Genomic DNA, 12,203 nt, shown 5'->3' on the forward strand with positions numbered 1-12,203 from the left:
CTTAATGGGAGTCGACCCGACGGCTCAGTCCTGCATTTCCAGCGCAAGGAGGCGCATAGTGAATACCCGTGCGACAGCAGCAGCAATGGCCGCGGTGTGCGTGACGGCGCTCGCCCTCACCGGATGCACGAGCTCCGGCGACGACGACGGCGGCGATGCCGGCATCACCTTCTGGCTGCAGGAGGACCTTCCCGATCGGGTGGCCGCCACACAGGAGATCGTCGACGCGTTCACCGACGAGACCGGCATCGAGGTCGAGGTCGTCTCGGTCGCGGAAGACCAGTTCGCCCAGCTCATCACCTCGTCTGCCGCGGCCGGCGACCTGCCCGACGTGATCGGCGGGATCTCGCTGCCTCAGGTGCGCACGCTGTCGGCCAACGAGTTCGTCGACACGGATGCCGTCGCGGCGACGATCGACGCGCTCGACGCGTCGACGTTCTCCGAGAACGCGCTCGCCCTGACCTCCGACGGCGACACCAGTCTGGCGATCCCGAGTGAGTCGTGGACCCAGATGCTCTTCTACCGCACCGACCTCTTCGAGGCCGCGGGCCTGGACGTCCCCGACTCGTACGAATCGATCCTCGAGGCCGCGAAGACCCTCGACTCGCCCGAGGTCGCCGGTTTCGTCGGCGCCACCGCCCCGGGCGACGCCTTCACCGAGCAGACCTTCGAGCAGATCGCGCTAGGTAACGGATGCGAGCTCGTCAACGAAGACGGTGACGTCGAGCTCGACTCGGATGCCTGTGTCAGCGCGTTCGAGTTCTATGGCGAGCTGACCGGCGACTACTCGGTGCCGGGTGCGCAGGACGTCGACACGACCCGCGCCACGTACTTCGCGGGCGACGCGGCCATGTTCATCTGGTCGAGCTTCGTGCTCGACGAGCTGGCAGGCCTGCGTGAGGATGCGAAGCCCTCGTGCCCCGAGTGCCTCGCCGACCCGGCCTTCCTCGCGGCGAACACCGGCGTGGTCACGTCGATCGCCGGACCCGACTCCGATGCCGCGGCGCAGTTCGGCGAGATCACCTCGTGGACCATCACCGAGGGAGCGAACACCGACGCGTCGCAGTCGTTCGTCGAGTACATGATGAGCGATGGCTACGAGCCCTGGATCGCGATCGCGCCCGAGGGCAAGGTTCCCGTCCGCACCGGCACCCCCGAGGATCCGACGATGTTCTCCGACATGTGGGCGACGCTTCCCGCCGGAGTCGACACCAAGGCTCCTCTGTCCGACTTCTACGCACCCGAGGTCCTCGATGCTGTGGCCGCAGGGCCGGAGGATCTCGCCCGCTGGGGCATCACCCAGGGCCAGGGCTCGCTGCTCGGCGCGCTGCAGGGCGAGCTTCCGGTCGCGACGGCGGTGAGCGATGTCGCCCAGGGCGGTGACCCGGCTGACGCCGCGTCGACCGCCGCCGAGACCGTGCGCTCGATCGCAGAGTCGCTGAAGTGAGCAGAGTCGTCGAGGGGTCCGGGCTCGGGGCACAGCGCCCCGAGCCCGGCACCACGCCGCCGAGACCGACCGGCGCGGTGAAGCCGCGGCGCGGGTCGAGGCACAGTCGGGAGGAGAACCGGGCGGGGCTGCTGCTCATCTCGCCGACCTTCATCATCATCCTGGTCGCCGTCGTCCTGCCGATCATCTGGGCGATCTCCCTCGCGTTCCAGGACGTCCGCCTGATCAACATCCGCGGCACCGGGATCATCGGCGACTACACCCTCGACAACTTCATCGACGTGCTGACGTCGCCCGGCTTCTTCAGCGCGCTGTGGACCACGGTCGTCTACGCCGTGTGCGGCACGGCGCTCGCGATCGGCATCGGCCTCGCCGCCGCCCTCGCCCTGCGCAAGCCGTTCCGCGGGCGCGGCCTCGTGCGCGCCTCGCTGCTGCTGCCGTACGTCGCCCCGGTCGTGGCCGCGACGTTCGTGTGGTCGACGATGCTCAACCCGCAGTTCGGCATCGTGAACTGGTTCGGCACCACCGTGCTCGGATGGGAGGAGCCGATCGCGTTCCTCTCGGACCGCGCCCTGCCCGTGAGCATCTTCGGGTGGGAGGTCGAGCTGCCGATGGCGCTGATCACCGTCATCCTGTTCGAAGCCTGGCGATCCTTCCCGTTCGCCTTCCTCTTCCTCACGGCCCGACTCGAGGCGGTCCCGGCCGTGCTCGACGAGGCGGCCAGGGTCGACGGCGCGACCCCCACGCAGCGCTTCCGGCACATTCTTCTTCCGCAGCTGCTGCCGACGATCGCAGTGCTCTGCGTGCTGCGCTTCATCTGGACGTTCAACAACTTCGACGACATCTACCTGCTGACGGGTGGCGGAGCCGGCACCGAGGTCGTCTCGGTGCGGGTGTTCGACCTGCTCACCGCTCGCGGTGACATCGGCGCCGCCGCCGCTCAGGCCCTGGTGCTCGCGGCCATTCTCGCCGTGCTCGTCGGCGTCTATCTGAAGATCTTCGGCCGACAGGAGGAGCAGGCATGAGTGCGACGACCGACGCCGTCACCGAGGCCCGGCCCGCCAGACGCGGATTCGACCGCGACGGCTTCGAGAACGCCCTCTTCCGCATCCTCCGCCCGATCGTCATCGTGCTGCTGGTGCTCGCCGCCGTCGTGCCGTTCTACTACATGGTGCTGCTCAGCTTCCGCTCGCTCGACTCGCTGCTGCAGAACCCGGGCGCGCTGTGGATCACGATCGAGGAGCTCGACTTCTCGACCTACCTCGACGTGCTGGCGCCCGTGGACGCCGGCGGGCAGGGCTTCATCGTCTTCATGCGCAACTCACTGCTGGTCGCTCTCGCGACGGTCGTGCTCACGCTCCTGGTGTCGATTCCCGGTTCGTATGCCGTCAGCCGACTGGCCTTCTTCGGTCGCCGTCAGGTGTCCGGCCTGTTCCTCGCGGTGTACTTCTTCCCTGCGATCCTGCTGGCGGTGCCGCTGTTCGTGTTCTTCACGCAGATCGGGCTGCGCGGCTCGCTCGTCGGACTGCTCATCGTCTACGTGTCACAGGTCGCGGCGGTGTCGATCTACACGCTGCGCAACTACTTCGCCACGATCCCGGTCTCGCTCGAGGAGGCTGCGGCACTCGACGGGTGCACCCGGTTCCAGATCATGCGCCGGGTCAGCATCCCGCTCGCCATGCCCGCGATCGTGTCGAACGGACTGTTCATCTTCATGATCGCCTGGAACGAGTTCCTCTTCGCTCTGCTGTTCCTCGTCGAGAAGCGCGATTCGTGGACCGTCTCGCTGGGCCTCTCCCAGCTCTCCGGCAGCATCGAGGTTCCCACCACGGTGCTCATGGCCGGTTCCGTGATCCTGACCCTGCCCATCATCATCCTCTTCTTCGCCTCCGAGCGGCTCCTCGTCGGAGGCCTCACCGCCGGTGCGGAGAAGGGCTGAGTCCCCGCTGGAAAGAAGGCCCCCGTGCCCCACGTCGTGCAGTTCTCCGCCGTCCGAGAGGTCGAGCTGGTCGAGATCGCGCCGCAGCCGCTGACATCCGGAAGCGTGCGGATCTCCACCTGGTACTCGGGCATCTCAGCCGGCACCGAGCTCACCGCCTACCGCGGCACCAACCCGTATCTCACCTCCACGTGGGACGCCGACCGACGGCTCTTCGTGCCGGGTGAGCCCAGCTTCGGCTACCCGGTCTCGGGCTGGGGCTACTCCGAGGTCGGCGAGGTGACCGAGGTCGCGGACGACGTGAGCGGAGTGCGGGTCGGAGACGTGGTGCACGGCATCTGGGGACACCGCAGTGACGCCGTCGTGCCGGCATCCGCGGTCGTGGGGCGGCTCGTGCCCGACGGCGCCGATCCCCTGCTGGGGACTTTCGCGCGGGTGGGAGCGATCGCTCTGAATGCCGTGCTCGCCGCCGACGTGCGGCTCGGCGAGCAGGTCGCGGTGTTCGGACAGGGCGTGATCGGCCTGCTCGCGACTCGCCTCGCCACCCTCGCCGGCGGTCGGGTCACGGCTGTCGACACCCTCGCGACCCGGCTGGCGATGGCCGAGGTCTTCGGCGCACGCCACACGGTCGACGCGTTGCGGGAGGGTGGCGCCGGAGAGTCGATCCGCGAGATCACGGGCGGCGGGGCCGACAGTGCGATCGAGCTGTCCGGCACGGATCGCGCCCTGCACGAGGCGATCCGAGCGGTGAGGCCCGAGGGGCTCGTCGCCGCTTCCGGCTTCTATCAGGGTGGAGCTGCCCACCTGCGCCTGGGGGAGGAGTTCCACCACAACCGCGTGCGGATCGTCGCCAGCCAGATCTCTGGAGTGCCTGTCGCGCTCGGCGGCCGATGGGACCAGGCTCGTCTCGTGCGCACCGTCATGGCGCTCATCTTCGACGGATCGGTGGATGCCGGGGCGCTCGTGTCCGACATCGTGCCGTCGGCCGATGTCGCCGCGGTCTTCGACAGGCTCGACGCAGGCGACCCCGACATCATGCAGGCCCTGCTCCGCTTCGACGCCGCCCCCGAGCGTCTCCGGTGAGCGGCATCCCCGACCATCGCCCGCTCGTCCCGGACCGGCGTCGCGCGATCGGCATCGTCGGCGCGGGGGCGATCGCCCGCAGCGCCCACCTTCCGGCATACGGCGCGTGGGGCCTCCCTGTCGTGGCCGTGACGTCGCGGACTCGCGGTGACGCCGAAGCGCTCGCCGCGGACTTCGGCATCGAGACCGTCCACGAGTCCGTCGAGGCGCTGCTCGCGGATCCCCGTGTCGACATCGTCGATCTGGCGACCGGGCCGACCGGTCGCGTCGAGCTGATCGCCGCGGCAGTGGCAGCGGGCAAGCACGTCCTCGCCCAGAAGCCGCTCATCAGCGACCCCGCTGATCTGCCGCGTCTGCGCGAGGTGCTCGCTGATGCGCGTGAACGGGGGATCCGCGTGGCGGTGAATCAGAATGCGCGGTGGGCTCCGGCCTGGCGCCTCGCGTCTCTGCTGATCCGTGACGGCCGGATCGGAGAAGTGGTGGGGGTCACGCATCTGCACGACAAGCCGCTGCCGCCACTCGTGGGCACGCCGTTCGACGACGTGCCGCACATGCTCCTGAACGACTACCTCGTGCACTGGGTCGACATCACCCGCTGCTGGCTCGAAGGATCCCGGGTGGTCGAGATCGCGGCCCGCGACCACCGCGTTCCCGGCCAGCCCGCTGCCGCCCGGAACCCGTGGGGGGCAGACCTGCGGATGCAGACGTCGACGGGGGCGAGTGCATCGATCCGCATCGTGGGCAACGCGCGGACAGACGCCGGCGGGTGCCCGTTCTGGATCCACGGGACCGAAGGGACCCTCCGCGGCAGCATCCTGCTCGGCTCCGACCGGCTGGTGCTCGAGCGCGACGGGGAGAGCACCGAGTTCGACCTCGACGGCCAGTGGTTCACCGACGGATTCGCCGGCGCGATGGGCGAGCTGCAGTGCGCGATCGACGAGGAGCGCGAACCCGAGAACTCGGCCGAGCACGTCCTCGCCACGGTGCGCGCGACCTTCGCCGCCGTCGAATCCGCTGAACTCGACGGCGCACCCGTGCGCCCCCACGACCTCGAACTGACGACAGCCCTCGCCGGGCGGAGTGGAGAAGCGTGAGCGTCCTCGATGAGATCCCCGTCGGGCCCGACGCCCGGGTGTACGCGGAGGGCTGGCAGAGCTGGAGCCCGACCACGTGGCACGGCCAGGGCGACCCGATCCTCCGGCCGGCCGAGCCGTGGCAGCACGCCATGCGCTTCCGGCCGGGAACCGAGGTGGCGACGGATGCGGTTCAGGGCGAAGGGCTGCTCGTCGTCGATCCGGGCGACGGTGCTCCCGCTCGGGTATTCGGCACGCTCGACGCCCGCCGCGAGGTGCCCACACTGCGCGCCCGCTGGCACGGCGACCGGGTGATCGTGGACACGATCGGCGATGTCGCCGACGTCTCGTCGTGGACTCCGGATGCCGGTGGCGACGACACGGGCCCTCTGCGCTCGCCGCGTTCGGTGACCGCTTCGGCGCAGCCGCCGGTGCCCGGACCGCCGCTCGGTCACCTCGCGTGTGGTGCACCTGGTACCAGTACTTCGAAGACGTGCGGGCTGCTGACGTGATCGAGAACCTTCGGACGATCGACGATCGAGGGCTCGACGTCGACGTGGTGCAGATCGATGACGGCTGGAGCCTCGGCACCGGCGAGTGGACCGCGCCGCACCCCGATTCGGGTCACTCGCCTCCGCGGTCGATGCGATCCGCGAGACCGGGCGCCGCGCGGGGATCTGGGCCGCGCCTTTCTCGGTCGGCGCCGGCTCGACCGTCGCCCGGGAGCACCCCGAGTGGCTCGTCGGCGACGCGGGGCGCAACTGGGGCGACGACCTCCGTGGGCTCGACCTGACGCATCCGGGAGTGCGCGAATACCTGGCCACCGTGTTCGGCGACATCCGCGATCTCGGGATCGACTACGTCAAGCTCGACTTCCTCTACTCCGGGGCGATCCCGGGGGCACGGTGGGATGCCGACGCCACGCCGATCTCGGCCTACCGCTCAGGGCTCGAGCTCATCCGCGAGGTGCTCGGCGACGACGCCTTCATGCTCGGGTGCGGTGCTCCGATCCTCCCGAGCGTCGGACTCGTCGACGCGATGCGGGTCTCGGGAGACACCTTCCACGAGGGTGGCGAGGACGGCTCGCAGGGACTCCGCGGGCGGATGTCGCTCGAGGCCAGGTCGTGGCAGCACGGCCGGTTCTGGGTCAACGACCCCGACTGCCTCGTCGCGCGACCGGAGTTCGCCCTCCGAGACGAGTGGGCTGAGGTGGTTCTCGCGGCGCCCGGGATCCGAGGGTTCTCCGATCGCATCGACGGTCTCGATGCACGCGGCATGCACCTCGTCCGCGAGCTTCTGAAGGAGTCGGTGGCATGAAGACCAAGATTCAGCTCGAGCAGCGCCTGGCCCCCCTGATCGCGCAGCTCTATCCGGATGCCGCGCCCGAGGTGCTCGCGGCGCTGCTCGAGCTCGCTGAGACCTGGCGTGACCGCCTGTCGCCGGCCGCGAAGGCGCGTCCGGATCAGAGCACCGCCTACCTGATCACCTACGGCGACTCGTTCCGGCGGGCCGGTGAGGCGCCGCTGCACACCCTCGCGGGAGTGCTGCGGGAGCACATCGGTGACGTCATCAGCGATGTCCACCTGCTGCCCATCTACCCCTGGACCTCGGACGACGGCTTCGGCGTGCTGGATCACCGTGAGGTGAACCCGGCGCTGGGCACGTGGGATGACGTCGCCGACCTGCGTGAGGAGTACGCCCTCGCCCTCGACTTCGTCGCCAACCACATCTCGAGCTCGTCGCACTGGTTCCGCCGCTGGCTCGAGCGGGACGAGCGGTTCGCCGGGTACTTCCTCGATCCCTCTCCCGACTTCGACGTCTCGCACGTCGTGCGTCCGCGCACCACCCCGCTCGTCCACGAGTACACGCGGCCCGACGGCTCGACGGCCCGTGCCTGGACGACCTTCGGGGACGACCAGATCGACGTCGACCCGAGCACGCCCGCGGTGCTGCTCGACCTCACCGACATCCTGCTCGGCTACCTCGCTCACGGGGCGACGACCGTGCGCCTCGACGCGATCGGCTACCTCTGGAAGGAGTCGGGCACCACCTGCATCCACCTGCCGCAGACTCACGCGATCATCCGCATCTGGCGCGCACTGGTCGACGAGCTCGCACCGGGCACGATGCTGCTCACCGAGACCAACGTCCCCCACGCCGACAACATCACCTACTTCGGCGACGGTGGTGACGAGGCGAACATGGTCTACCAGTTCGCTCTGCCGCCTCTGGTGCTGCACGCGTTCGTGACCGGACGGGCGACGGCGCTCGCCGCCTGGGCGAGCAGGGTGGGACCGGTGAGCGACACCGCGACCTGGTTCAACTTCCTGGCCAGTCACGACGGCATCGGACTGCGCCCCACAGAAGGACTGCTGACCGACGACGATCGCGCCCTGCTCGTGGAGCGCACCCTGGCCCGCGGTGGCCGGGTCTCGATGGCACGTCGCCCCGACGGGAGCGAGGGGGTCTACGAGCTGAACACGAACTACCTCGAGGCACTCGTCGATCCGCAGGACCCCGACCCCGACGCATCGGCTGTGACCCGCGGCCTCGCGGCGCACGCGATCCTGCTGTCGCTGGTCGGAGTGCCCGCGATCTACCATCACTCGCTCTTCGGGTCCGAGCAGGACCACGCGGGAGTGCAGGAGAGCGACATCGCGCGTCGCATCAACCGCGAGGTGCTCGACGCCGACCGTCTGCGCGAGGAGCTGCAGGTCTCGGACCGTCGAGCGGGCATGCTCGACGGCGTGCGGGCGATGCTGGCGGTACGACGCGAGATCGCCGCGTTCTCTCCGTTCGCGTCGCAGCACATCGAGTCGCTCGACGACCGCGTGCTCGTGATCCGTCGGGCGGCCGGCACCCCGGATGAGGTGACGGCGGTCGTGAACGTCAGCGACGCGACGGTCGATCTGCCGTCGGTGAGCGGCACGGATCTGCTCACCGGCACGCGTCATGAGGGGCTTCGCATCCCACCCTTCGGATACGTCTGGCTCGCGGTCAGCCCAGCGCCTTCTGAATCCGCACGCTGAGGCGGTCGGCGGCCCTGGTGGTCAGCGACCGGCGGCTCGCCGTCCGCCGGGTCTTCGTCTGCAGCGCGATCCTCACATCCGATCCGCCGGTCGTCAGGGAGTCGTCACGATCGTCACGTCGGCCGGTGCCTCGAACAGCGACCCGCGGGTGCTGAACGCGACCGAACGGCTGTCGAAGTATCGCCGCTCGACGTGCTTCAGGTCGGTAACGAGGTGCTGCAGTGCCTGCACGACGGAGTCCGCTCGAGCGGGTGTGTAGAAGTAGGTGTGCGCCGTGACTGGCATGGATCCCCCCGGTGTCCGCATCGTCGGCGCGCGATGGCGACCGAACTCACTGAGAGAGACCCGACGAGTGACGGATCATGACGCTACGCGGCGGAATCGCCTGCGGGAACCGGGCCGCTGCCGGCACGTCTGGCTGAAACCGCGTCGAGCCGCCGACCCCAGAGGGCCGGCGGCTCGAAGAACGACGAGGGTGATCAGTCGTCGATGTCGGTGCCGACGACCGCGTAGTCGGCGCTGAAGTCGATGTCGATCGAGCGGCGGTCGCTGGTGAGCACCGACGCGTCGTAGGGGCTGACCTCGTCGTTGTCGGCGTCGAGGTCGGTGATCATCCCGTCGGCCTCGGCCAATGCGGCATCCACGAGGGCACGGATCGCGGCCTCGTCGAGGGTGTGGGTGGGAGCCGTGTCGTCGTCCTCCTGCTCGGTCGAGATCACGGTGGCGGCGAGGTCGGCATCCACTCGCACCTCGGTCTCGCTGCCGTTCGCGGCGGTCAGCTGGACCTCCCAGGTGCCGTCGCGCTTCGCGTCGATCGAGGTGACGTCGCCCTCGGCGGCTCCGCGGGCGGCATCCGCGATGTCCACGAGCTCGTCGGCCGAGTCCGTGCCGATCCCTGTCACGGGGCCGCCGCCCTGCGGAGCGCCCTGATCGTCGCTGTCGCTGTCGTCACGGTCGTCGCCGGGCTGTCCACCGCGGTCTCCGTCGTCGTCGCGGGGTCCGTCCGAGACCGAGGGGCGGTCGTCGTCGTCGCCGATGTCGTCTCCGATGGCTGCTCCGACGGCCACGCCTCCACCGGCGAGGATCAGGGCAGCGGCGACTCCGCCGCCGATCAGCAGAGCGCGCTTGCGACCGCGCTTCGCGGGAGCTGCGGACGCGGATGCCGGGGCGGCGTTCTCAGCCGCGAGCGGCGCGACGGGAACGGTCTCACCATCGTGGGACGGCGTCGCGGTGGGCGCGGGGGTGCGGGCGGTGCTGGGGGAGTCGCGTTCGTCGGGAGGTTCTCGGGCGTCTGGTCGGGGGTCGGGTTCTTGTCGTTCATGTCTCGATGCTCTCGCGGCAGTGCTGAAGCCACCCTGAAGCGTCCTGAAGGCGTCTTCAGGAAGCAGGGGCGTCTCGGCCGCAGTGACACGTACCACCTGCAGGATCCGGGCACGGATGCAGGACGAGACATGGATCCTGTTCCCGCATCCGTGCTCGGGTCCTGCAGACGGCCCGGATACTGAGGTGCCAGGTCCTGCAGACGGCCCGGATGGCGAGGTGCCAGGTCGTGCAGACGGCCCGGACGCTGAGGTGCCAGGTCCTGCGGACGGCCCGGACGCCGAGAGAGTGTCAGTCCGAGAGGGGCAGGGCCACGACGAAGCGCGCGCCGCCCCAACGGGAGGCGTCGACCGAGACGGTGCCGCCGCCGGCCACGGCGATGCCCTGCACGATCGCGAGGCCGAGACCGCTGCCTCCGGCATCCCGGCTGCGCGCCTCGTCGAGCCGCACGAACCGTTCGAAGATGCGCTCGCGCTCGTCGGACGGCACGCCGGAGCCGTCGTCCTCGACGGTCACGAACACCCACAAATCCTGCGGGATCACGCTGATGGCCACGCGAGCCGCGCTGTGCCGGACGGCGTTGTCGGCGAGGTTGCGCAGCAGCTGACCGAGCAGGCGGGGGTCTCCGGTGACACGCGCCGCACGGATGCCGGAGCCGTCGACCTCGACGCCGCGAGACCTCAACCGTCTCACCTCAGCGAGCGCGAGGTCGTCGAGATCGATCGCCTCGTCGTGCGTGCCGCCGCCTTCGTCGAGCCGGGCGAGCAGCAGCAGCGATTCGACGATGCCCTGGAGCCGGAGTCCTTCATCGGACACGACCTCCGCGAGCTCGCCGATGCTCGTGGTGGCCGGGTGGGCCTGCGCGAGCTCGGCGTGCTGTCGGATCGTCGCGAGCGGGGAGCGCAGCTCGTGCGACGCATCGGAGACGAAACGGCGCTGCGCCGTCGCCGAGGCGTCGAGGCGATCCAGCATCCGGTTCATGGTGGTCGCGAGCGCCGCGATCTCGTCCGATGACGGCGGCACCTCGACGCGCCGATGCAGGTGCTCGGCGGTGATCCCGTCGACCTCTTCGCGGATGCGCGTGACCGGTCGGAGGGCCCGTCCGACGACCAGCCACGTGGTCACGGCGACGAGCAGCAGCAGCAGCGGCACGGCCACCGCGAGCAGCAGCGCGACCGTCGACAGCGTCTCGACCCCGTCTTCGATCGACACCGCCAGCACGAGGGTGTCGTCGTCCTCGATGCCGTCGGAGACCACGAGCATGGGCTCGCCGCCGATCGTCAGGGTCTGCGCGCCGTCGGAGACCGGCAGAGCGGTCGACCCCAGTTCGTCGCGCGCATCCTCACTGGCGGCGCGCACCGATCCGTCGCCGCCGATGATCTGCACGATCTCGTCGTCGAGGGTGTCGATGCCGCGTTCGCCGCCCGGTCCGCCGCCGGGGCCGTCGAAGCGATCGGCGAGTTCGTCGAGGCGCTGCTCGGCGGCACGCTCCGCGCTCGCGTGGATGCTGGAGCTCAGGATGCCGTAGAACGAGAACGCCCCGATGAGCAGGGCGACGGCCACGACGAGCGTCGCGCCGAGGGTCGTCCGGGCGCGCACCGATCGGAATGAGCGCCTAGCCACCGTCGGCCGCCAATCGGTAGCCGGCACCGCGGATCGTCTCTATCGCCTCGCGTCCGAAGGGCTTGTCGAGCTTGCGGCGCAGGTGTCCGACGTAGACCTCGACGATGTTGGGGTCGCCGTCGAAGTCGTCGTCCCATACACCGTCGATCAGCTCGCGCTTCGAGAGCACCTGACCTCGATGACGCATCAGGTGCTCGAGCACGGCGAATTCGCGGGCGGTCAGCGTGACCGGGGTCTCGCCCCGCCAGACATGGTGCGACGAGGGGTCGAGCTTCAGGTCTCCGGCTTCGAGGACGGCCGGGCGGGCCACGGCTCCGCGGCGCACGAGGGCGCGGATGCGGGCGACGAGGATCGCGAAGGAGAACGGCTTCGTCACATAGTCGTCGGCGCCCGTCTCGAGGGCCTCCACCTGATCCCACTCGCCGTCCTTGGCGGTGAGCATCAGCACGGGCGTCCAGTTCTCCTCGGCGCGCAGGGCCTCGCACACCTTCCAGCCGCTCATGCCGGGCATCATGAGGTCGAGCACGATCGCGTCGTATCGGGTCTCGCGCGCACGCCAGAGCCCGTCGACGCCGTTGTTCGCCACGTCGACCGCGAAGCCCTCGGCCTCGAGTCCCCGGCGTACGGCGTCGGCCAACCGCACCTCGTCGTCAACCACCAGGATCCGCATTCCTCCAGTGTGGCGGGCG

At 69.8% G+C, this 12,203-nt stretch carries 12 protein-coding genes; 8 read left to right on the top strand and 4 right to left on the bottom strand.

The window, feature by feature from the left end; genetic code table 11:
- The first annotated feature begins 85 nt into the window (after positions 1-85).
- From ACZZ93_RS11475 to ACZZ93_RS11510, 8 genes are all read left to right on the top strand, one after another.
- Positions 86-1,447, top strand: a complete 1,362-nt coding sequence (locus tag ACZZ93_RS11475; protein WP_447648355.1) for an ABC transporter substrate-binding protein — start codon at positions 86-88, stop codon at positions 1,445-1,447.
- A complete protein-coding gene (locus ACZZ93_RS11480; RefSeq protein ID WP_463511138.1) occupies positions 1,444-2,472 on the top strand; it encodes a carbohydrate ABC transporter permease in 1,029 nt (342 codons plus the stop codon). Before ACZZ93_RS11475 ends, ACZZ93_RS11480 begins: the two co-directional genes overlap by 4 nt.
- Positions 2,469-3,386, top strand: a complete 918-nt coding sequence (locus ACZZ93_RS11485; protein WP_082297926.1) for a carbohydrate ABC transporter permease — start codon at positions 2,469-2,471, stop codon at positions 3,384-3,386. Before ACZZ93_RS11480 ends, ACZZ93_RS11485 begins: the two co-directional genes overlap by 4 nt.
- Positions 3,387-3,410: 24 nt before the next feature.
- Positions 3,411-4,469, top strand: coding sequence for a zinc-dependent alcohol dehydrogenase (locus ACZZ93_RS11490; protein WP_320489240.1), 1,059 nt, complete (start codon positions 3,411-3,413; stop codon positions 4,467-4,469).
- Entirely contained in the window at positions 4,466-5,563 is a 1,098-nt protein-coding gene (locus tag ACZZ93_RS11495; protein ID WP_463498398.1) for a Gfo/Idh/MocA family protein, read from the top strand. Before ACZZ93_RS11490 ends, ACZZ93_RS11495 begins: the two co-directional genes overlap by 4 nt.
- Entirely contained in the window at positions 5,560-6,054 is a 495-nt protein-coding gene (locus ACZZ93_RS11500) for a hypothetical protein (RefSeq protein ID WP_463511139.1), read from the top strand. The genes ACZZ93_RS11495 and ACZZ93_RS11500 overlap by 4 nt, the downstream gene beginning before the upstream one ends.
- Positions 6,055-6,139: 85 nt before the next feature.
- On the top strand, positions 6,140-6,859 hold the full coding sequence (locus tag ACZZ93_RS11505; protein WP_463511140.1) for a glycoside hydrolase family 36 protein: 720 nt from the start codon (positions 6,140-6,142) through the stop codon (positions 6,857-6,859).
- Entirely contained in the window at positions 6,856-8,571 is a 1,716-nt protein-coding gene (locus ACZZ93_RS11510; RefSeq protein ID WP_372984844.1) for a sugar phosphorylase, read from the top strand. Before ACZZ93_RS11505 ends, ACZZ93_RS11510 begins: the two co-directional genes overlap by 4 nt.
- Positions 8,572-8,664: 93 nt before the next feature.
- Here ACZZ93_RS11510 and ACZZ93_RS11515 read toward each other — a convergent pair whose 3' ends face one another.
- The 4 genes from ACZZ93_RS11515 to ACZZ93_RS11530 form a co-directional block, all read right to left on the bottom strand.
- The gene (locus ACZZ93_RS11515; protein WP_463511141.1) at positions 8,665-8,856 is read right to left on the bottom strand and encodes a hypothetical protein; all 192 of its coding nucleotides are present in this window, start codon (positions 8,854-8,856) and stop codon (positions 8,665-8,667) included.
- A gap of 194 nt (positions 8,857-9,050) precedes the next feature.
- Positions 9,051-9,989, bottom strand: coding sequence for a PepSY domain-containing protein (locus tag ACZZ93_RS11520; RefSeq protein WP_463511142.1), 939 nt, complete (start codon positions 9,987-9,989; stop codon positions 9,051-9,053).
- Between the two features lie 193 nt (positions 9,990-10,182).
- Positions 10,183-11,490 (bottom strand): sensor histidine kinase, encoded by a 1,308-nt coding sequence (locus ACZZ93_RS11525; protein WP_463511143.1) that lies wholly within the window; start codon positions 11,488-11,490, stop codon positions 10,183-10,185.
- Between the two features lie 16 nt (positions 11,491-11,506).
- A complete protein-coding gene (locus tag ACZZ93_RS11530; RefSeq protein ID WP_072592125.1) occupies positions 11,507-12,184 on the bottom strand; it encodes a response regulator transcription factor in 678 nt (225 codons plus the stop codon).
- Positions 12,185-12,203 lie beyond the last annotated feature (19 nt).

The sequence above is a fragment of the Microbacterium sp. AC026 genome (assembly GCF_979258475.1).

Excerpts from the sequence above, each read along its gene's own strand:
- ACZZ93_RS11475 (WP_447648355.1), top strand. The coding sequence starts at position 86 with ATGGCCGCGGTGTGCGTGACGGCGCTCGCCCTCACCGGATGCACGAGC.
- ACZZ93_RS11485 (WP_082297926.1), top strand. The coding sequence starts at position 2,469 with ATGAGTGCGACGACCGACGCCGTCACCGAGGCCCGGCCCGCCAGACGC.
- ACZZ93_RS11510 (WP_372984844.1), top strand. The coding sequence starts at position 6,856 with ATGAAGACCAAGATTCAGCTCGAGCAGCGCCTGGCCCCCCTGATCGCG.
- ACZZ93_RS11515 (WP_463511141.1), bottom strand. The coding sequence starts at position 8,856 with ATGCCAGTCACGGCGCACACCTACTTCTACACACCCGCTCGAGCGGAC.
- ACZZ93_RS11530 (WP_072592125.1), bottom strand. The coding sequence starts at position 12,184 with ATGCGGATCCTGGTGGTTGACGACGAGGTGCGGTTGGCCGACGCCGTA.